We start from the raw sequence: 17,654 nt of genomic DNA, 5'->3' as shown, positions 1-17,654 counted from the left end.
CTCTCTATCAGCATCTATTTAGTTAAGCATATCGTCTACGACAGACTTCAGTTCACCCTTCAAGAACTCTTTTTCCTCAGGGGACATCTCGGCGGGGGAGAGGGGATGACCGTCCTTGAACAGGAAGAAGTTAACCGTCCCGTTATCAGTGACAGCGACCTCTACATGGTAGACCTCTTTAATACCCTCTAGCCCAACATTCTTACCCAGGTGAATACCTTTAATCATCCGAACACCCACTCTCCGAATGCCGCGTACTGGAATACTCCATCAGCATCACCTGCATCGAGTTGACCACCGTCAATACTGCCGTTGTAGATAAAGTTCAGTGCGCTTTGGTTAGCACGGTGAGCGACGAACTTCTCAAAGCCTTTCTTAAAGCTTTCCAAGGTGATGGTGCCCTTGTATTCTCCACCCTCGTTGTCTTCGACATAGATGCTACCACCCTCAACAAGTGCGTTGAAAGCCCACTCAGAGGTAGCCCAGTCAGCGTCATAAGCAACCTGCTTAGCTACTTTAGGGTGATTCACCTCAACCTTGCCGACCCAATATGTACTTCCACCTTCCCATGCACTAATAAGGAGACCTTCCAAGTCATCCAGGGTGTACTTGATAGGTACCATGATGGTACCCTCAACCTTCTCATACTTTTCTGCCAGTTCGTTACGTTTAACCGTCATTCTGTTCACCTTCACCTTTCTGTATTTTGTAGGTCTTACTTTCCTTCACTGCGTTAGGATCAAGAACAATCTCCTTCTCAGGGAACCATCTAACCTCGCCGTTGCGTAGTCGGCGGTGATGTCCTGCCCTTGTCCATCTGAACGTTTGCCGCTCATAGTCACGCTTCTCACGTTCTCCTTCTTCTATAGTAGGGGATGGGGTAGGGGAGGATACCTTGTAGACGGTCTGCCTAACGTATACCGTTCGGTTCTTCTGTTTCTTACCGTGCTTGACCTTACCCTTCTTGACCTTGGGTATGCGGCGTTCCTCCTTCACAACTTCATCCTTACGTCTTGTCATACGTTGCATGACTGCCTTGAACACGTTGGTGAAGTACTGAGCGATCTCAGTAACCTTCTTCCGATCAGCGGGGTTAGGGGGATCGGAGAGGAGGGTTATCTTGGTACCCTGAACTCTCCATTCAATCCCGCTATTCATCTTGTAATGACCGCTACCTGTTCGGTCATCGTCAAGGTTGAATGTGATGACCACATCACCTGTACCGCCGTACTCAAGAAGTAGGATGCCCCTCATCAAGGGGAACCTGAAGTCACTTACAAACCCCATCAGTGCTAACATGCTTCCAGTGGCATTATCCATCATGTCGAAACGCTGACATAACTCGTCAGCGTACCGACCTTCGATCACAACTTTATCATAGGCTGCTGAATCCATATCGGTCAATCCTCCCTTTACTGCGGGAGGGTTTCGATCAGTTCTGCATCGAATACCTTGCTTATTTTGTCACCTTGCTCAATGCAAGCCGTGTAAGTTTTCTCGGCTTTGCGGCTATCAGCATCGTACCCAAATTCGGAGCAGAAGCTCTCAAGGGTAGGATAGTTGGCTGACGTTGTGAATGAATCACTGCGGATACAGCACATAACCGAATAGCCCAGGCTAGGAGCGAACGGCGGCTTCTTGGAGTTGTCGATGCTGTCGAAGAAGTCAAAGCTCATAGTCTTGTGCGTCCCTTTGTGGATGCAGGTCACGAGGTACTGGTAAATCGTCTTGTAGTCAATGTCCTTGTGAGATGCGCCCCATACCTTGATAGGGTTGGTCTTACCTACATAATCCACGGTCACTTGGATGTCGCCAACAGTCAGCTCACCACGGTTACCGTTCATGGTCAACTCCCATTCCTCGGTGATCGACGGGGCTTTTGGTTGGGATGTGAAGATTTCTTCCACTCGGTCGATAACCTCTTGTGGAAGCTCAGTGATCAACCAAGATGATCCGTACCTGTACCCGTTAGGGCACTGCTTACCACTCAACCATACGTAGTGATCGTACTCAGGGTCGTCATGTCTGACGGGGATTGGTGTATGATGTTCACATCGGGCTGTCAGATCGTTCAGGTGGTACCGTTCCCAAATCTCGATTAGGTCTTTCAAGTCCTGTTCAGGTATTTCTACCGAATCCAACTTCTTCAGGGCATCAATGCACTGACCGCCACCGCCGTTGTAGCTACCCGTGATGGACAGCGTGTAGTACTCTTTGATGTGCTTATGAGTCGTGGTCTCACGGGAGGAAGTCTTCAGCTTGATGACTGCTTCCACCGATAACCGCTTGCCTTCGTATGTACCCACGTTGATTCTGCTCTGTAACACTACTCTTTCACTCATGCTATCACCTCGTAATTTAGTGGTGCGTTGCTCAAAGGCAATCAGGCACCCTATCCCATACCCCACGGCGGGGTGAGGTATGGTAACGGTGTCCGATTATTCGGTGTATTCCTGTGCCCATTGGCTGATCTTCTTCTCAGAGAAGATGTCAACCCTGTCGTAGTAGTCGTCCCGTGCTTCTCTACCAAACTCTTTCTCAAACTCTACCGCCCATTCATGGATGGCTCGGTTGAGAACACGGGAGTCGTATCCATCAGGTAGGCTGTCAGTGTTCTTAGACATCCAAGAACCTACGTTCATGGAGATGTCGATGATGACCTCATCAACCCTGCGGAACGCTAATGTCAGGGTATCGCCGTATGGCTTATCCTTATGGTCAGGTCGGATGTCCAAGCTGTATAGCTTGTGCTTGCTTCGGCTGTCCCGTACCTGAGGTGTCTCATTACCAGTGAACCCGATCATCTGCTGACCGTTGTCACCGTGGTACTCAATGTCAACGATGGCGTTGACCTTATCGCTCATGATCATGCCGCATACCGTGATGTGGTCACCTGCGGGAAGCTTCATGACCAGTGTGTGCCCACGATCCACCTCACTGAAGTCAAGCACCGTATGGTGGTACTCGTTGAAGATCGGTGTCCCACTTGCTTCAAGCTGATTCAGCATGGAAGGGGAGTACACGGTGGTGGGGAGGGGTTGTGCTTCAACCATAGGCACAAGCACCACATACTCAGCGTGACGGATTGGGATAGGGAATCCTTCATCGTTCTTGCACCACGCTTCCTTGCCAGTGTAGTCGGATACTTCGTACACCTGACCTTTCTTATAGTGTCCGATGGTCTTAGTCGTGAGGATCATCTCGCCGCGCTTAGCTCTACGGCTTTCAGTATGGTACTGGACACCCTCATGGGTGAAGGTATCTTTCGACAAGGTGATTGCAGGTTCAAAGTTAGCTGTTTTCTTTGTGTTCATGTGAACAACTCCTCATATTGTCGGTTAGTGCATGTGCTCAGTGGCACTCATAGGCACTCCATACCAACCACCACCACATGGGTGATGGGTGGGGAGCAGTGTCTATTGTTCAATCCTCTACGTCAACGTAACCTTCCATCATGGACTTGTACCCTTGCCACTTCTGCTTTTGTTCCTCTGCTACTTCAGCAGGGACTAACTTTTCACCATAGCAAAACTCACATGTCCACGAGTCACCGTTCTTGGCTACATACTCACCAGTTCCTTTGCAATCGGGACAGTTCTCAAGATTCATAGTTTGCACACCTCGTTTTTGTATTTTCGTATGATGTCACCGTCATCCAACTGAACGAATACTTCCTTCTTCCAGTTGTATGTAGTACCCTCGGGGGCGGTGGCGACCTCACCAGTCATGCCTGTGTGGTCACCCAGTTCTATACGTACACGCTCACCCAGGTTAAATCTCACTCGCATCCCTAACTTTCTCATCTCTATCTCTCCTCAGCTCATCTGTTTATCTAGTCTCCTCAGCTCGTCTCAACTTGGCTTACCTAGGCTCTGTCTCAGCTCAATGCTTCTAGTAATTCTCTATACTCAGGGGCGATGTGCTCAGCTATACCATTCTTGATAAAGTCGTCCCCGTAGAAACCCCAACAGCTATCTACCTCAACCTCATGTCGAGTACACTCAGGGTTACCACAGTGGCACGGATTTTTGATTTCAAGGATGAACCCATACACACTCCCAGTTAGGTACTGGTCGTACATCTCAACCTCAGCTTCAAGCATCTGCACCGCCTTGTTGCTCATGACCTCAGTGATGCTTTTCTCATTCACGATCACCCAACTGTCAGGACGCTTGAACCCTTCGATCATGTGGTGGTCGCGGTCTACCTGAACCATACCTCGGGAGAAGGAAACTACCTCCACCCAACCGTCAAGACCATCATTCTCGTAACCCTTGACCTTCACTTGGTCGCCTACCTTTACAGCTCGTTTGGTATCAGTGCTGAACAGCTCATCTTCGTTGTAACCAGTCTCCTCACGGAACTTGTCTTTGGTAGCGTATATCCAACCGACCTGACCACTATCCCAACGATCCCCAAATGATTTAGTCCTCATTGTGATACCACCGTGATCGTACAAGTAGAGGGGGAGGATGATAACATGAGGAGCGATGATACCCATCAGCTCAGCCATCGTCAGGTCATCCATGTCCTCGTCACCCTTGTAGTAGTCCTTGGCAAGGTGCTCAAGGAAGTCACGCGGCTCCGAGTAGTCATGTGTATCACCTAGGTTGTATCGGTTGTGCCAACAAATCATCTCGCCTACCCAACCATCCATCTCTTGGCGTGGGTCAGAAGGGTGATTGTCGTGTTCAATCTTCAGAGTAGCCTTGTCGTTTGATGCACGTTTGTACGTTGTCATGTGCTGTCACCTCAAAGAATTAGTAGCACTCATAGGTGCTCAATGGGATACCCCAACCATGGTTGAGGTACCCGATCAGCATCTATTAGACCAATGTCAATTGCTCAGGCTCCCCAGTTACAGGTACCTTAGTAGGTGTCTTAGGTACTGGTTTGTACACGTTCAGGTTCATCTTTATCGTCTTGAACAGTGGCAGGTTGCTTCCTGTTTTAGCGATCAGGATGTTCTTGCCGCTACCCGATTCACCAAGGTCAGAGGTGAGGTCAACTTCGATGGTAAGCTTGCTACCTGCTACCTTAGCAACACCACCTGCGAATCCGATCTCAGCCTTGGCACCCTTGAAGTCGATTTCAGGTTCATTCTCTTTAGGGAGTGCTCTATATACGTTCAGGTTGATCTTCACACCTGATGCGATTGGCATGTTGCTACCAGTCTTGGCGATCAGCAGGTTCTTACCGCTACCACTTGCACCCAGGTCTTGAGTCAGGTCAACTTCCAGTACCGCCTTGTTGTTTGCTACCGATTTCACGTTTACGTTTTCCATGTTTATATTCTCCTCTTGCCCTCTAGGGGCTATTATTTTGGGTGCTCTTAGGCACTCCATGCCGACCACCGCCAAAGCGATGGGCGGGGAGCAGTGTCTAACTAACAACCGCTTCGAGCCATAGAACCATATGGGTCAGTACTGAATCAACAGAGCGGCACACCATCTTGATTGTGTCCCTCGTGTCGGTGATTTCATATTTAGGCTTCTCATGTGGAGCGTTGGTCTGCCATACTTGGATAACCTCATCCTCAAGGTCAACCTCGATCAGGTTACCGAAGGTATGGTTGATGGTTGCCTTCAACCCTTCAGCAATCAAAAGGGAGAGAAGGTCGTTCATTTCAGTTCCTCTCCCTTCCGAACTACCTTAACGAGATGTTTCTCGTCTTCACGTATCCAGTTTTTCATATGCTCGAACCACTTTCTCTTGGCATCCTCGGCGGTGGGGGCGGCGATCTCCAAATCCCGATCTCGTATGTACCGTTGGTCAACAAAGGTAGGCATTACAACACCCACCAACCATTCAGGCATGTTAATGTACTCAAGCAGTTCACAATATTCACCGCTATGCTCTCTGTAAAGCTTGCTGTCAATTACTTCCGACCAGTCACCTGACTCATAAGCCGCAACAATGCGCTTAATGTCTGCCATGGTGGTCTGACTGTTCTCACGTTTGGATCTGATTTTGGATAGAATCACTTCGTGTTCGATGATAACCAACTCCTAGTTTAGATAGTGCTCTTAGGCACTCCATCAGAACACCCAACCCGAAGGTTTGGTGCCTTAGCAGTTTCTAAGCCAATACTTTGGAGAGCATACCAAGCAAGGCACCGATGTCACCTTGCATAGCCCGTTCAGCCATGGCATGTACATGCGGCATTTCTTCAGCTACGTGACGGGTCACTCCTTCTTTGATACCGTCCCGAATCGCTTCGATCATCATGCCTTCGATGACCTGTGGTGGTACTTCAGCATCAAGCAGTGTTTTCGTTACCGATCCTGCCATAGCTTCAATAGCCGCATAGAAGTTTGTGATGTCCTCAGGTACACCAGCTACGATACCGCTTGCTCCGACTTCTTTACCGTTATTCGTAATCAAGGCACCAATCATGAACTCGCCTTTCTCATGCGCTCTTACCTCGATACCCTCGATAACCTTTACTTGCACTTGTACGTCTTTCATTTGTGAATCCTCCTAGTTGGTATGTAGTAGTGCTCTTAGGCACTCCATGCCGACCACCTCGGGGAGATGGGCGGGGAGCAGTGTCCAAGCTATTACTTGATAGTGAGCTGACCGTATATATACATATCTCTTAGTGCCCATCTACGTTTAAGCTTGCTTGCGGCTACTACAGCCTGTGATCTTGTCATGTTTAGGCACCTACTTTCTCGTATTCTGCTATGAGCTTTTTGAGGTATTCCTTGAGTCCACCGACCTTGCCAACGTATGCAACCATCATCTTGTTACGCATGGGTATTCCTCCTTGAATTTGACACATCTATGCCAAGCTAGAACCCGTGATACAGAGCTGTTCCGCTTAGGTGCTATCAGCACTCGATAGGACGCTCTATACTGCACCAACGTACCCCAAATCGGGGTGTGGGCGGGGTGGGCTAGGCATGGTCAGTCACTCAATTTAGCTATACGACACAGATATATAAGAGTTAAGTGACTGAGCATACCTAGCCATGGGTATGGGTATCCTTCTTGGGCACTCGGGTATACCGAAAGGGTAGGGAGTGGGTACCTCAGGATACCTCCACCACAGCTAGGGAAAGCATGAGAATATAGGTGACCGTATTATGTGACTTCGCTAGGTAAAGGTAGTCCATATAAGCCTTCGGTATCCTGTTGGATGGCTAGGGCACACCTACCCCAGGTGGGGCGGGGCAGAGCAACCTGTTGGCTGTCTACAATCCTATATAAGACTCCCACCATATAAGAGAGCATGACTATAGAGAGAGGAAGACTAGAGAGTATATCCCTCGGACACATTGAACAATGCCTTGGTATACACTCATACCCGCTCTACATGAGCCTACTAGATACACTCTCGTAGTCCTTAGGAGTACCCTTAGATTACGTGTAGTGCTAGGCTTCGCTATCTCTCGTCATGCTCGGAAGTGGTGCGTGGTGCGTTGTGATGGGCATACCCTAGCACCCAAGACTAAGGGCTAGGTTACGGATCAAGCGTATGTCTCTCTTATATGTGTTGCTAGTTGTGAATCAAGACCGTCCATTACATCCATTAGATGCTCATACTCTAGTAGTTCATCGACTGTAAGGTTCTCAAACCCCTTGTCACGGTATACCTGCATCTTCTCTCTTGTACGTTCTATGCGGTCACACACTAGCACGAATCTTGCGAATAACATAATAATCACCTGTTTTTGGACAAAGTAGTGCCTTGGGCACTCGGGTCTGCCCATCACATCACATAATACGGATTATGTGCAATCGGCTCTTGGTCTGTTCGCTCATGGGCTAGTCAGGACTACCCAAGCATAGCTCGGGTATCCTTGTCTTAAGCTTTAGCGGCTTGTACCATCATCTCTTGAAACTTGAGGAATTGCTGAAACTGTTCCCAGGTATCCATATCAATCTGCTGTCCTGTAGGTGCCTTGATAGCAGGTGTCGCAGGTGCGGCAGGTGCCTGTACAGGGGATACATACTCATCCACTGGTATATAGGCGTTCAGGTTAAGTACAACGTTCTGAAAACCGTCCTTTTTCAAGCGAATACCGCCAAGAGTGGACGCTACACGGGCAGACTTCTCCCCAAGTACAAGCGGTTCTTTGTCGATTACATTCAAGTCGATTTCTATTACAAGCTTGTTCTTATCGTTTACGCTCATCTTAATGTTCTCGGGTACCTTCTTGGAATCAGCGCGTTTCTTTGCTTCTTTCTCAAATTTAGGCATAGTAATGGCTTTGTTCATCATGGTTTTTAGTCTCCTTTGCCCTTGATGGGCACTAATAGTGACTACCTTTGGTAGCCCTGATTAGCCCATGAGTGAACAGACCTCTAGCATAGCAAGGCATCTGAACCTCCGATTAACTTACGGATACCGCACCTTGTACTACACCGTCCCGTAACGTGGGCAATTCGTGACATCTCGTTACATGTTGGGCATGAACCGTAAAGCGTAGGCTGTTGCCATAGTACAATCCTTCATGTGGGCAGACTTCACCCTTCACAAGAGAAGCTTCGTCCCATGCACAAGCCGTGCATGTTTCGTGTATGTGTTTGTCAATGATCTAGGCGCATTTCGCGTCTTTGCCGCCTGTCGTACATTCGGGATGTTTCCCTATCGAGTCGGTGGCGGCGACCAACTCGATGACCATATCTAAGAACGCAATAGGATTGGATTGCAACCCCTTTGAGCAATGTTTTTTTATAAAAAATAAAAACAAACAAGGGTCAAGAGATTAACCCCCCCAGTGTCGCGGGTTTTTCTATCATCCTTCACACGGCGCAGGAGCGTCATGACTCCTACGGGAAATTTTTGGTGAACCTTGATGCGCGAGAGTTAGGGTCTTGGGGCAATGTCTCGGGGCACGGGCGGCGGGGTCTCGTGTCTTGGGCAAAGGGTAAGGGGGCATGGGTGTTGGGCGCGGGTAAAGGGCATTGGGCATGGGAGTGGGGCGGCTGTTGTCTAAGTCAAGGAGGTATGGTTTTTCCTGCATAATCGGGGTAAATCTAGGGGTAATACATTTTTCGCTCCGCGAGTTAATGGGACTCCTACGGGCGCGGGGAAATTTTTCTCGTAAGGTTGGTGCGGTGTGTCTTATATAATAGAAAAAGAGCGAAGGGAGTTAAGCCCCGCGCTCTTATTTTCGTTCTACTTAATACTTGAGTAATTCGAGAGATCGCCATCACCCTTTAATTGAGTATAAAGGCGGTATAGGGTAGTAGCGGCTTCAGCTCTAGTGAGTGTCTTGTTAGGGCTGAAATTACCCTCATAAGCGGTCATTAGTCCTTCGTTTTGAAGGCTTGCAATCTTTATTCCTACGATAGCTGAATAGTCGTCATCTAGTGCTCCGTTTTTGAAGATGATTGGAAATTGTGAGTTAGTGCGATCTACTGATTCATCAAACCTACCATCTTGATCATAGCCGTTAACGTTCTCATAAACCTTGATGTCTTTCATGCTTCGTAGGATGTTGTAGACTTCCTTTTCGTCGTCAATTTCTTCGTATAGTGCGGGTAACAAGTTCGCGGCACCCAGGCGAGTCAATTTAGTGTTTGGATGGAAGTTCATCCCGCTACCGTCTTTGCTGTATGTAAAGTATGTATAGTTCGACATTATCTTAGATACTGGTTCATATGCCCAATTAGTAGATGGAACGTCTTTGAACTCGCGGGTGGTGGAGTCGTTGGTAGTGTACTTATCAAAAAGGCGGGAGAACATACTTACGAACTCTGCCTTAGTCACTCCATTGTCGGGTTTGAACGTTCCGTCTGAGTATCCCTTGATCACTCCTTGCTCACTCATAAAGTCGATGGCTTTAACAGCCCAAGAGTGTTTTGTCTCGCTTACGTCATTAAATGACGATGCCTGTACGTTCGCGGCAGTGGAACCGAAAACAAGGGTTGATGCCAGTGTGATGACCAGTGCAATTTTCTTCATGATGATACCTTCCTTTTTTGTTTAATGGTGGCAGTTCCCATATATTAGCATACGCTTGGACTCTCGTAAACGCCAAGAAATGTAAAATCCCACCTATAGGTGAGGTGGGAAATTTTAATCTATGAACCTGCTTATGAGTCCCAATAGGAACCCGAGGACTGCTCCTCCGATCACAGGTGAAAATGTCTCGATCTGCTCTGTAGTAACTCCTAAGAAGAAGGCAAGTACGAATCCCCCTAATATAAGAAAGAGTCCCAAGACAGGAGCACCACGAGTCAACGCTCCCAGGATTAAGAATGCAATTACGGCTACGACATAGATCAAGTATGTTCCCCCTTTTGTTGTATTCTTCCAGTTTAACATCTTGTAAGTCATTTCGTATAGAGGAAGTAAGAGCTTAATTTTTTGCTCCCTTATATAGAAGAAACTCAACTTGAGGAAGTTTTTCTCAGGTTTTTCGTGTTGGAGTGTTATTTCCTAAGTTAACTGCACTAATCTATGTTTCATAGAGGAACAACCACTTGGATGGGCACCAATCACTGGCGAGAATAGCGGGCTGTAAACCCGTGGCTTAACTGCTGTGTAGGTTCGACTCCTACCTCATCCACCATGGCGTGTTGGTCAAGCGGCTAAGACATCCGACTTTCTATCGGAGATCACGGGTTCGATTCCCGTACACGCTACCATGCGGAAGTAGCCAAGAGGTTTAAGGCGTTGGGTCGCAAACCCAAAGATCGGTGGTTCGAATCCATCCTTCCGCTTAAAACAATCCTTAGAGAGGTGAGAGCTATGATCGAAGAAGTTATCAGCGATAAACCAACGAGAGTAGTCTTTCATTTCAATAAGAAAAGCATCGGTAATCCTGGCATTGCTCCATGGACGATCAAGTGTAAAGGCGAGACATACTACGTGATGAACCTCACTTCTGAAGTTCCTTTCACGACGAAGAACACTCCCGACAATCCTCATACGCAGGGTTCGTTGCAGTTCAAGGGTCGCCTGAAGCTTGTCACTACGAGTGATGGTATCGAAGCGATTGTCTATTAATGACTGGGTATAGAGGAGCGGTTCCTTGACTGGCTCATAACCAGTAGACGCGGGTTCGAATCCCGCTACCCAAACCAAAACAACTAAAACACTTACCAGGGGGAACGAAAACGTGGCGAAGAAAACAACGGTTGAAACGAAGCAGAACGTACTGGACGCTTACGCACTTGTGATTGAGGAAGCTCGTCAGGAGTTTGAAGCGGAGAAAGCAGAACAAGCGGCGGCTTGGAAGAAAGAACTGGCTCGTCAGAAGGAAGAAGATACATACCAGTTCAACAAGGAAAAGCGTGATCGTCAGGACGCACTGGATTCTGAACTTGCAGATCGTGTTAAAGAAGTCGCTGACCGCGAAGTAGCTGTTGAAGCTCGTGAGCAGTCTGCCGATCATTCCGAGTCCGTGGTTGCTGAACTTCAAGCCAAGGTTACTGCGATTCCTGAGGTTGTGGCGAAAGCTGAAGCGGTTGCCTTCAACAAAGGTAAAACCGAAGCCAAGAAGGAGTTCGACGGTGAACTGCGCTTGCAGGATGCTGAGAATAAAGCTGACAAACGGGTTCTTGAGAACCGCATTACTTCCCTTGAGGAAACTGTGGAATCCCAAGAAGCTCTGATCGCTACACTGCGTGAAGAACTAAAATCCGCTAACAGCCGTGTTGAATCCATTGCTACGAATGCTGTCGTTGCCGCAGGTAACTCCAAGGTTACTGTTCAAACAGCCGCGACTGGTAAGTAACAAATACGCTCCTGACCTTCGGGTTGGGAGCACTATTAGCCCTCAGTGTGGGATGCACTGTGGCTACGAGTACCTAAGGGGAAACTAGCCGCCAGAGTCGGTTCGAGTCCGACAGGGTGATGCCTTGGCTCTATCGTTTATCGGTTAGGACATTCCGTTGTCAGCGGAGAGGGAGGGGTTCGATTCCCCTTAGAGCCGCCAATACAGGGGATTAGCTCAGATGGTTAGAGTACGTGCCTTGGACGCACAGGGTCGTTGGTTCAAATCCAACATCTCCTATTCATATGACCGTTACGGGGTACTGCTACGCAGGTTTGATTCCTGCTCACGACGAGAATGAGTGGCTTTATCGGTGGTTCGAGTCCACCTACGGTTTCCTATAGGGTTGTAGTTCAATGGTAGAACGCCGCACTGTTAATGCGGATGTTCCAGGTTCGAGTCCTGGCTTCCCTGCCAATATTCCTCACGTAATGCTCAAGTTAGTAGAGCTGTCTCGCGCAAAGACGGTTTCAGGTGCAAGTCCTGACGGAGGAGCCTAATGGAACATGGCGCAACTGGTTAGCGCACCCGTCTGATAAGCGGGAGGTTGATGGTTCAAATCCATCTGTTCCAACCATGGTGACGATAGTGTAGTGGTAACATGCCTGACTGTGAATCAGGAGTCCACGGTTCGATTCCGTCCGTCACCCCATATGGACTGGTAGCTGAGTGGCTTAGCGGTGGAGTGAAATCCCGCAGACGGTGGTTCGATTCCATCTCAGTCCATCTTAATATGCAGGTTTAGTTCAGTGGCAGAACTACGGCTTCCAAACCCGTTAACGGTGGTTCGATTCCATCAGCCTGTGCCAATGCGATATTAGTTTAATGGTAGAACTTCTGCCTTCCAAGCAGACGGTGAGGGTTCGACTCCCTCATTTCGCTCCATCGGGGATTCGTTTAGTGGCAAGACACGACACTTTGAATGTCGATTCGTAGGTTCGATTCCTGCATCCCCTGCCAATTAAGTGACCCTCCTGGACTGCTTACGAGCACCCAGGTTCCCAAAGACTGTCCTAAATAGGGCGGTCTTTTTATAATTTAGGGCTAAAAAGGGGGTCAAAATAGTGCAAAATAAAGCTCAAAAACGATGAAAAAGTGACGAAAAACGCTTAATTATGTGCAAAAAACGGCTATTTTTTGCACATAGAACACAAAAAAGACCCCAAAAGGGGTCAAAATGGGCTATTTTCGTGGTCTTCCTGCCCAATAATCGGGGAATCCTTTGTAATCCCAGGCATCTAAGCCCTCTTTATCAGCTTGAATGGCTACATCTGCACCCGATCCGAAGTCTACACCCACTGTTCCGAGCAGTTTCGCCTTCACAGCCAGTACTTTGCCAGGAGCACCTGCACAAACGAGGGCAAGTCGCCATGGATTGGTCTTATATAGGGCTTCCATGTCCTTAGTAGCCTTCTGTAACCCTTCCCAGTTGGGACAATCGACGGTACCAACGATTCCAGTGAAACCGTAGCGGCGTTCTAGTACTTCCTTGTACTGGACAGCTTTGGCTCCACAGAGCAAAATTGGTAAAGTCCTGAAGGTGTCATAGAACGGCTTGAACCGAGCAATGTAATTGTTCTCGAACGCATAGAAGGTCTCCTTCGGCTCCACTCGGTAGTATCGCAAGCACATATCGAACAGTGGCTTGAAGTACCAGTGATCAGTCTGTGTCAGGTGACCTACGTAGTCAGCGTTCCGCAAGCAGTGAACGATGATGTCCCTTGCATTCGCGTTAGGAAGGGTAATGCCACAGTAAGTCGGGTCGCTGATCCAACCGTAATGCGACTTGATGAAGTCCATGGTAAGCACGGTATCATGAGCAAGGATGGTATTGGAAGCATCCCCGAACCGAACTGAAGCATGGCGTTCACCGTTAGCCGCCATTTGGAACCAGTTCTTAATCAAGTCCCAGGTTCCTAGCATTCCTCATCACCTTCCTGTTCTTTCTTCTCCTCAATCTCATCCTCAGAAGCTCCGCAGTCAGGGCAGAATGAGTGCTGACAGCAAGGACAAACCACTAGGAAGCTCATACAATCAGGGCAATCGTACATCGTTAACAACTCCTTTCTTTAATAGAATAGGAAAAAGGGAGGATTTCTCCTCCCTCGTCCATTACTTGTTCTCGGTCACAACAGCCTGGGCACCTTGAATAGTTACCCAACCCCACTTCAAGCGGGCTTCCATCTCCATCTTCTTCAGAAGTTCAGGAGTGATCGACTGTTGGAGTGCGGCGTTAGCTTTCGCTTCACCTTGTGCTTCCGCAATCTTAGCGTTTGCGTTACCGTTAGCTACTACCAACTGCTTCTCGGCAGTGACTTGAGCCTGGTCTTTCTCAATTCTCAGTTGTTCAAGCTTGAGCTGAGAGTCAACCAAAGACTGGATAGCCTTCAGAGATTCAGCGTCAGGTTCGATCTTACTGAAGTTGAAAGTCTCGATTTCAATACCTACAGCGTCCAAGTCTTTTCTGAAGGACTCGAACACCTTGTTGTTGATCTCCCCACGCTTGTCACCGTAAACCTCAAGCACTCCGTAGTTGGAAGTGATCTCTTGAATCATTGCTGACAGGCGATCTTTCATATAAGTCGATTCGATCTCACTGTCAGTACGCCCACGGAACTTAGCGAACACATCAGGGATACGCTTCTCATCCATATGGTAGGAGTACATCAGCTCGGCTTTGACAACCTTACCGTCCTTAGTAGCAATGCTGAACGCTTTGTCACCTTCGTAGTGGACAGTCTCCGTACTGATCGGATACTCAGTTACCTTCTTCGTAGGACTTACCAAGTGCCAACCAGGAGGAAGTGTCTCCTTCTCCAAGCCGCCCGAGCGGTCATAAACCACACCTACATACCCTGGTGCGATAGTCGTCAAGCACAGCAACAGATAGATCAAGGTACCGATGACCGCCAATCCTACTACTGTTGCTCCTCCAATGAATAATCCACGGTTGTTCTTCATACCGTTATTCCCCCTTGTTCTTTTTTAAGTTGTCAATGAACGGTCTTGCGAGTTTCAAAGCGAATTTCGCCACCTTAACGAAGACGACAGCCGCCAAGAACCATAACAAAATGGCTACGAACACGATTGTTGCGAGTAGTGCAATTAATGTCCCTATCAGAATCACTCCCCTCTCACTGCGGTGCGTCGAGTGAGGACATGCTGATCGCGGAGATATTCATCCGTGCAGTCCGAGTGAACACGTTCACCGTCATGCAGTTCGTCAATCTCGTCGCCTTCGAGGATGTCCTCTTTGCAGTAAGGGCAGGTCTTTCCGATAGGAGAAGGCTCGTCCCTGTGATCGGGAGCCTTGAATCTGTCCATCGTTTCATCCCCCTCACACTTTCTCTATACGAGGTCATTCCTGTAGAGTTAAGGGCGTTTCAAAAAAAGCCGGTGTTACCTATATAAAATGGAATTGGTGTTTTTTTGGCGGGCGCGGCAAAAGGCTAATGTCTATCGGTCTAAACTAGATAAAGAGGAAAAGGGGGAAATGGCAATGGCGAAAGTATTTATAGGTGCTCCTGTAAGAAACAGAGCGTGGATACTGGGGCGGCATCTGGATTCGCTGATGTCTCAGGATGTGGACAAAGAGTTCATGTACATCCTGAATGACAGCGATGACGAGACTGAACAAATCCTTATCGACCAAGGCATCCCGTATGCTACTCATAATCTAGGGAAGAAGTACGGTCATGTTCGCGGTCAATACTCATACGGCAATCTAGCTTTACTTAGGAACATCCTGCTTCACGAGTTTTTGCAGTCCGACTGCGACTATCTACTATCCATTGATACGGATATTATCATTCCTGAAGGAAGCCTTCAGCAGTTGATCGACAACGACTTGGATGTCTGCTCCATGCTTATCCAAAACCACCCGAAAATCAAAGCGCATAATGCCATGATCGGTGGGCGGCATGTCCCTGAGTTCCAGGAGGGAGTCATTCCTGTTGATCTCACAGGGGCGGTGTACTTGATAAAGAGGGAGGTTGTAGAAGCAGGAGTAAGATACGGACTGCATCCCATTGGGGAAGATGCGCCATTCTGCGAACAAGCCCGCCGACTAGGTTACAAATTATTCGTAGATACGCGGCTTCGCCCGATCCACGCTTATGCGGAAGGGGCTGAGTTGATTGCTAAAGTGGCTACTTAATAGAAGGAAGGAGGAGAGCGCGGTGTTCGATAGCATTGAAATGACGATTGTTTACCCACCTGCCTTGGACTGGAATCTGTTATTCCAACGTCCTCAGCAATTGATGACTGCGTTCTCAAAGATTCCAGGTGTGCGGGCGATCTTCATTAATGAAGAATCGTATCAAAAGATGTCCCGTCCAATCGAAAAGATCAACGAAGACCTATTCCTTGTACGCAAGGGTGTGAGCTACGACCACCTTGTCAAAGGGAAGAAGGTTCTATGGTTCTCCAACCCAGGTCAGTACAACTACCGTGACGGACGCAGATTCGACTTCACTGTATTCGATTACCTGGACAACTCCGCTGACGAATTTGCTATTTGGAAGAACTACATCCCAAAATGCTTCGCCCGAGCCGATCTCGTAGCTACCACGGCGAAAGTTATGTACGAAGCTCATAAGGACGATGGCAAGCCGATCTTCATGTGCCCTAACGGAGCTGACTACGAACACTTCAAGAAAGCGCAGGTCTCCCTTCCGAAACCTCCCGACTTCCCTGCGGTAAACGAGGGTCAGAAGGTGGTGGGCTTCCACGGGGCGATGGCATCCTGGGTGGATTACTGGTTGATTACTGACATTGCCAATAAAGGTCATCGTGTCGTACTGATCGGGAACAATGCCCTGTATCAAAAGAACGTAGTGCATCCGAACGTGACTTGTCTTCCGCACAAGGACTACAAAGTTCTTCCTGCATATATCGCTCAGTTCGATGTCTGTATGGTTCCGTTCAAGTTAACTGAGATGATTCGCGGCTGTGATCCGATCAAGTACTACGAGTACTTGTCAGCGGGCAAGCCAGTTGTAACGACCCGCATGGAGGAGATCGTCAACAAATACAGTGACGTTACCTACTTCATGGATAGGGTTAACTGCGGCAAGATGGTTGACAAGGCACTTAAAGAGAACAGTCCCGCCAAGATCGCGGCACGAACAGCGGTTGCTCAAGCTAACTCCTGGGACAGTAGAGCGATGGATGCGGTTAAGATGATAAACAAAGTGATGGGAGGTGGAGAGGTCGATGAGAAAACTGTTCAAACGGCTTTTCGGTAGCCACGCGGTTGAACCGCAGGTTGATCCAGTTGAGGTATTGGAGTTCGATATGGAGGAGTTCAACTTCTCTCGTTACTCACCGAAGGTTAATACGACCATCGTCTACCTGCCCGCCATCGACTTCCACAGCGAAAGCTTCGGGCGACGACCACAGCGGCTCCTGAAGGAATTAGCGGAACTTGGGTACAACGTGGTCTACATCAATTCGAGTGAGGAGTTCTATCAGGTTGATGAGCTAGAGTACCCGTTCCCCGAACTTCCAAACTTCGTGGTGGCGCGGGCGGGTACTAATGTCCGATCACTGATGCAGGGTGGAAGGGTGGTCTACTGGGTAAACGACAGCCGTATGGCAAGCTCAGTAGAGACCGCTTACCCTAACCTTGTAGTGTTCGACTCCTTAACCGACCCCGAGAAGTTCGAGAAGGGTAAGCATAAGATGGAAGCTGTTGCTGATGTCGTGCTCATTACCCCCGAACGTATCTACGAACACGGAAACTACTGCTCTCATATCCACATCATCACCGCTGATGAGTTCGAGATTAAGGAACGCGCCGAACAGGTTGCGAAAATCATAGACGAGCTTCCAAACAGACCGACCCCTCTCATGTAGAGGGGTTTTTCTTTGGTGCGTTTTGGTGCGTTCAGCCTAACCTAAAGATAAGAAAACGAAAGAGGT

General features: G+C 48.5%; 24 protein-coding genes and 13 tRNA genes. 19 read left to right on the top strand and 18 right to left on the bottom strand.

Going from position 1 to position 17,654, the window contains the following annotated elements; genetic code table 11:
- Nucleotides 1–18: 18 nt before the first annotated feature.
- From BK126_RS12810 to BK126_RS12735, 16 genes are all read right to left on the bottom strand, one after another.
- Complete coding sequence (locus tag BK126_RS12810; RefSeq protein WP_076313026.1) at nucleotides 19–228, bottom strand: hypothetical protein; 210 nt, start codon at nucleotides 226–228, stop codon at nucleotides 19–21.
- Nucleotides 225–680: a hypothetical protein gene (locus BK126_RS12805; protein ID WP_076313025.1), complete on the bottom strand. Its 456-nt coding sequence runs from the start codon at nucleotides 678–680 to the stop codon at nucleotides 225–227. The genes BK126_RS12810 and BK126_RS12805 overlap by 4 nt, the downstream gene beginning before the upstream one ends.
- Nucleotides 670–1,395 carry a hypothetical protein gene (locus BK126_RS12800; RefSeq protein ID WP_076313024.1) on the bottom strand — a complete coding sequence of 242 codons (726 nt, stop codon included), beginning with the start codon at nucleotides 1,393–1,395 and terminating at the stop codon, nucleotides 670–672. The genes BK126_RS12805 and BK126_RS12800 overlap by 11 nt, the downstream gene beginning before the upstream one ends.
- A gap of 17 nt (nucleotides 1,396–1,412) precedes the next feature.
- Nucleotides 1,413–2,342, bottom strand: a complete 930-nt coding sequence (locus BK126_RS12795; RefSeq protein WP_076313023.1) for a hypothetical protein — start codon at nucleotides 2,340–2,342, stop codon at nucleotides 1,413–1,415.
- A gap of 96 nt (nucleotides 2,343–2,438) precedes the next feature.
- Nucleotides 2,439–3,314, bottom strand: coding sequence for a hypothetical protein (locus BK126_RS12790; RefSeq protein ID WP_076313022.1), 876 nt, complete (start codon nucleotides 3,312–3,314; stop codon nucleotides 2,439–2,441).
- 109 nt (nucleotides 3,315–3,423) lie between these two features.
- Entirely contained in the window at nucleotides 3,424–3,609 is a 186-nt protein-coding gene (locus tag BK126_RS12785; RefSeq protein WP_076313021.1) for a hypothetical protein, read from the bottom strand.
- A complete protein-coding gene (locus BK126_RS12780; protein ID WP_076313020.1) occupies nucleotides 3,606–3,803 on the bottom strand; it encodes a hypothetical protein in 198 nt (65 codons plus the stop codon). The genes BK126_RS12785 and BK126_RS12780 overlap by 4 nt, the downstream gene beginning before the upstream one ends.
- 74 nt (nucleotides 3,804–3,877) lie before the next feature.
- Nucleotides 3,878–4,741 (bottom strand): hypothetical protein, encoded by an 864-nt coding sequence (locus tag BK126_RS12775; RefSeq protein ID WP_076313019.1) that lies wholly within the window; start codon nucleotides 4,739–4,741, stop codon nucleotides 3,878–3,880.
- An 85-nt stretch (nucleotides 4,742–4,826) separates the two neighbouring features.
- Entirely contained in the window at nucleotides 4,827–5,285 is a 459-nt protein-coding gene (locus BK126_RS12770; RefSeq protein WP_076313018.1) for a hypothetical protein, read from the bottom strand.
- 97 nt (nucleotides 5,286–5,382) lie between these two features.
- Nucleotides 5,383–5,625 (bottom strand): hypothetical protein, encoded by a 243-nt coding sequence (locus BK126_RS12765; RefSeq protein WP_076313017.1) that lies wholly within the window; start codon nucleotides 5,623–5,625, stop codon nucleotides 5,383–5,385.
- Complete coding sequence (locus tag BK126_RS12760; RefSeq protein WP_143042084.1) at nucleotides 5,622–5,936, bottom strand: hypothetical protein; 315 nt, start codon at nucleotides 5,934–5,936, stop codon at nucleotides 5,622–5,624. Before BK126_RS12760 ends, BK126_RS12765 begins: the two co-directional genes overlap by 4 nt.
- A gap of 142 nt (nucleotides 5,937–6,078) precedes the next feature.
- Nucleotides 6,079–6,468 (bottom strand): hypothetical protein, encoded by a 390-nt coding sequence (locus BK126_RS12755; RefSeq protein WP_076313015.1) that lies wholly within the window; start codon nucleotides 6,466–6,468, stop codon nucleotides 6,079–6,081.
- 1,004 nt (nucleotides 6,469–7,472) lie between these two features.
- Complete coding sequence (locus BK126_RS12750; protein WP_076313014.1) at nucleotides 7,473–7,661, bottom strand: hypothetical protein; 189 nt, start codon at nucleotides 7,659–7,661, stop codon at nucleotides 7,473–7,475.
- A 149-nt stretch (nucleotides 7,662–7,810) separates the two neighbouring features.
- Nucleotides 7,811–8,227: a hypothetical protein gene (locus tag BK126_RS12745; RefSeq protein ID WP_076313013.1), complete on the bottom strand. Its 417-nt coding sequence runs from the start codon at nucleotides 8,225–8,227 to the stop codon at nucleotides 7,811–7,813.
- Nucleotides 8,228–9,127: 900 nt separating this feature from the next.
- On the bottom strand, nucleotides 9,128–9,916 hold the full coding sequence (locus BK126_RS12740; RefSeq protein ID WP_076313012.1) for an S-layer homology domain-containing protein: 789 nt from the start codon (nucleotides 9,914–9,916) through the stop codon (nucleotides 9,128–9,130).
- Nucleotides 9,917–10,030: 114 nt separating this feature from the next.
- Nucleotides 10,031–10,240, bottom strand: coding sequence for a hypothetical protein (locus BK126_RS12735; RefSeq protein WP_076313011.1), 210 nt, complete (start codon nucleotides 10,238–10,240; stop codon nucleotides 10,031–10,033).
- Nucleotides 10,241–10,439: 199 nt separating this feature from the next.
- On the opposite strand from BK126_RS12735, the gene BK126_RS12730 reads away from it, so the two are divergent.
- From BK126_RS12730 to BK126_RS12660, 15 genes are all read left to right on the top strand, one after another.
- Nucleotides 10,440–10,526: transfer RNA gene (locus BK126_RS12730), tRNA-Tyr, on the top strand.
- A gap of 1 nt (nucleotide 10,527) precedes the next feature.
- A tRNA-Glu gene (locus tag BK126_RS12725) sits at nucleotides 10,528–10,602 on the top strand.
- Nucleotide 10,603: 1 nt separating this feature from the next.
- A tRNA-Cys gene (locus BK126_RS12720) sits at nucleotides 10,604–10,677 on the top strand.
- Between the two features lie 28 nt (nucleotides 10,678–10,705).
- Nucleotides 10,706–10,963, top strand: a complete 258-nt coding sequence (locus BK126_RS12715; RefSeq protein ID WP_076313010.1) for a hypothetical protein — start codon at nucleotides 10,706–10,708, stop codon at nucleotides 10,961–10,963.
- A gap of 3 nt (nucleotides 10,964–10,966) precedes the next feature.
- Nucleotides 10,967–11,040: transfer RNA gene (locus tag BK126_RS12710), tRNA-Met, on the top strand.
- Between the two features lie 35 nt (nucleotides 11,041–11,075).
- A complete protein-coding gene (locus BK126_RS12705) occupies nucleotides 11,076–11,693 on the top strand; it encodes a hypothetical protein (protein ID WP_076313009.1) in 618 nt (205 codons plus the stop codon).
- A 126-nt stretch (nucleotides 11,694–11,819) separates the two neighbouring features.
- A tRNA-Asp gene (locus BK126_RS12700) sits at nucleotides 11,820–11,894 on the top strand.
- A gap of 4 nt (nucleotides 11,895–11,898) precedes the next feature.
- Nucleotides 11,899–11,972: transfer RNA gene (locus BK126_RS12695), tRNA-Pro, on the top strand.
- A 102-nt stretch (nucleotides 11,973–12,074) separates the two neighbouring features.
- Nucleotides 12,075–12,149: transfer RNA gene (locus tag BK126_RS12690), tRNA-Asn, on the top strand.
- An 83-nt stretch (nucleotides 12,150–12,232) separates the two neighbouring features.
- Nucleotides 12,233–12,309, top strand: a tRNA-Ile gene (locus tag BK126_RS12685).
- 2 nt (nucleotides 12,310–12,311) lie between these two features.
- Nucleotides 12,312–12,384: transfer RNA gene (locus tag BK126_RS12680), tRNA-His, on the top strand.
- Nucleotides 12,385–12,387: 3 nt separating this feature from the next.
- A tRNA-Phe gene (locus tag BK126_RS12675) sits at nucleotides 12,388–12,458 on the top strand.
- A gap of 9 nt (nucleotides 12,459–12,467) precedes the next feature.
- Nucleotides 12,468–12,541, top strand: a tRNA-Trp gene (locus tag BK126_RS12670).
- Between the two features lie 2 nt (nucleotides 12,542–12,543).
- Nucleotides 12,544–12,617 (top strand) — tRNA-Gly (locus BK126_RS12665).
- A 1-nt stretch (nucleotide 12,618) separates the two neighbouring features.
- A tRNA-Gln gene (locus BK126_RS12660) sits at nucleotides 12,619–12,692 on the top strand.
- A gap of 222 nt (nucleotides 12,693–12,914) precedes the next feature.
- On the opposite strand, the gene BK126_RS12655 is transcribed toward BK126_RS12660, so the two are convergent.
- Together BK126_RS12655 and BK126_RS12650 are read right to left on the bottom strand one after the other, a co-directional pair.
- Nucleotides 12,915–13,655 carry a GT-D fold domain-containing protein gene (locus tag BK126_RS12655; protein ID WP_076313008.1) on the bottom strand — a complete coding sequence of 247 codons (741 nt, stop codon included), beginning with the start codon at nucleotides 13,653–13,655 and terminating at the stop codon, nucleotides 12,915–12,917.
- 189 nt (nucleotides 13,656–13,844) lie between these two features.
- Complete coding sequence (locus BK126_RS12650; protein WP_076313007.1) at nucleotides 13,845–14,693, bottom strand: prohibitin family protein; 849 nt, start codon at nucleotides 14,691–14,693, stop codon at nucleotides 13,845–13,847.
- 147 nt (nucleotides 14,694–14,840) lie between these two features.
- Here BK126_RS12650 and BK126_RS29090 point away from each other — a divergent pair, with 147 nt between their 5' ends.
- From BK126_RS29090 to BK126_RS12630, 4 genes are all read left to right on the top strand, one after another.
- Nucleotides 14,841–15,143 carry a hypothetical protein gene (locus tag BK126_RS29090; RefSeq protein ID WP_143757722.1) on the top strand — a complete coding sequence of 101 codons (303 nt, stop codon included), beginning with the start codon at nucleotides 14,841–14,843 and terminating at the stop codon, nucleotides 15,141–15,143.
- Nucleotides 15,144–15,231: 88 nt separating this feature from the next.
- Nucleotides 15,232–15,888: a glycosyltransferase family 2 protein gene (locus BK126_RS12640; RefSeq protein WP_143042086.1), complete on the top strand. Its 657-nt coding sequence runs from the start codon at nucleotides 15,232–15,234 to the stop codon at nucleotides 15,886–15,888.
- A 22-nt stretch (nucleotides 15,889–15,910) separates the two neighbouring features.
- The gene (locus BK126_RS12635; protein WP_076313004.1) at nucleotides 15,911–16,978 is read left to right on the top strand and encodes a glycosyltransferase; all 1,068 of its coding nucleotides are present in this window, start codon (nucleotides 15,911–15,913) and stop codon (nucleotides 16,976–16,978) included.
- Complete coding sequence (locus tag BK126_RS12630) at nucleotides 16,947–17,588, top strand: hypothetical protein (RefSeq protein WP_076313003.1); 642 nt, start codon at nucleotides 16,947–16,949, stop codon at nucleotides 17,586–17,588. Before BK126_RS12635 ends, BK126_RS12630 begins: the two co-directional genes overlap by 32 nt.
- Nucleotides 17,589–17,654: the final 66 nt, after the last annotated feature.

Origin of the sequence: Paenibacillus sp. FSL H7-0326 (assembly GCF_001955535.1) — a bacterium.
Lineage (GTDB): Bacteria > Bacillota > Bacilli > Paenibacillales > Paenibacillaceae > Paenibacillus > Paenibacillus shunpengii.
Note: the sequence above shows the minus strand (reverse complement) of the source record. Positions and strands in the feature narration are given on the sequence as shown.

Coding starts and splice junctions, on each gene's coding strand:
- BK126_RS12810 (WP_076313026.1), bottom strand. CDS start 228: ATGATTAAAGGTATTCACCTGGGTAAGAATGTTGGGCTAGAGGGTATT.
- BK126_RS12805 (WP_076313025.1), bottom strand. CDS start 680: ATGACGGTTAAACGTAACGAACTGGCAGAAAAGTATGAGAAGGTTGAG.
- BK126_RS12800 (WP_076313024.1), bottom strand. CDS start 1,395: ATGGATTCAGCAGCCTATGATAAAGTTGTGATCGAAGGTCGGTACGCT.
- BK126_RS12795 (WP_076313023.1), bottom strand. CDS start 2,342: ATGAGTGAAAGAGTAGTGTTACAGAGCAGAATCAACGTGGGTACATAC.
- BK126_RS12790 (WP_076313022.1), bottom strand. CDS start 3,314: ATGAACACAAAGAAAACAGCTAACTTTGAACCTGCAATCACCTTGTCG.
- BK126_RS12785 (WP_076313021.1), bottom strand. CDS start 3,609: ATGAATCTTGAGAACTGTCCCGATTGCAAAGGAACTGGTGAGTATGTA.
- BK126_RS12780 (WP_076313020.1), bottom strand. CDS start 3,803: ATGAGAAAGTTAGGGATGCGAGTGAGATTTAACCTGGGTGAGCGTGTA.
- BK126_RS12775 (WP_076313019.1), bottom strand. CDS start 4,741: ATGACAACGTACAAACGTGCATCAAACGACAAGGCTACTCTGAAGATT.
- BK126_RS12770 (WP_076313018.1), bottom strand. CDS start 5,285: ATGGAAAACGTAAACGTGAAATCGGTAGCAAACAACAAGGCGGTACTG.
- BK126_RS12765 (WP_076313017.1), bottom strand. CDS start 5,625: ATGAACGACCTTCTCTCCCTTTTGATTGCTGAAGGGTTGAAGGCAACC.
- BK126_RS12760 (WP_143042084.1), bottom strand. CDS start 5,936: ATGGCAGACATTAAGCGCATTGTTGCGGCTTATGAGTCAGGTGACTGG.
- BK126_RS12755 (WP_076313015.1), bottom strand. CDS start 6,468: ATGAAAGACGTACAAGTGCAAGTAAAGGTTATCGAGGGTATCGAGGTA.
- BK126_RS12750 (WP_076313014.1), bottom strand. CDS start 7,661: ATGTTATTCGCAAGATTCGTGCTAGTGTGTGACCGCATAGAACGTACA.
- BK126_RS12745 (WP_076313013.1), bottom strand. CDS start 8,227: ATGATGAACAAAGCCATTACTATGCCTAAATTTGAGAAAGAAGCAAAG.
- BK126_RS12740 (WP_076313012.1), bottom strand. CDS start 9,916: ATGAAGAAAATTGCACTGGTCATCACACTGGCATCAACCCTTGTTTTC.
- BK126_RS12715 (WP_076313010.1), top strand. CDS start 10,706: ATGATCGAAGAAGTTATCAGCGATAAACCAACGAGAGTAGTCTTTCAT.
- BK126_RS12655 (WP_076313008.1), bottom strand. CDS start 13,655: ATGCTAGGAACCTGGGACTTGATTAAGAACTGGTTCCAAATGGCGGCT.
- BK126_RS12650 (WP_076313007.1), bottom strand. CDS start 14,693: ATGAAGAACAACCGTGGATTATTCATTGGAGGAGCAACAGTAGTAGGA.
- BK126_RS29090 (WP_143757722.1), top strand. CDS start 14,841: ATGTCCCTATCAGAATCACTCCCCTCTCACTGCGGTGCGTCGAGTGAG.
- BK126_RS12640 (WP_143042086.1), top strand. CDS start 15,232: ATGGCGAAAGTATTTATAGGTGCTCCTGTAAGAAACAGAGCGTGGATA.
- BK126_RS12630 (WP_076313003.1), top strand. CDS start 16,947: ATGAGAAAACTGTTCAAACGGCTTTTCGGTAGCCACGCGGTTGAACCG.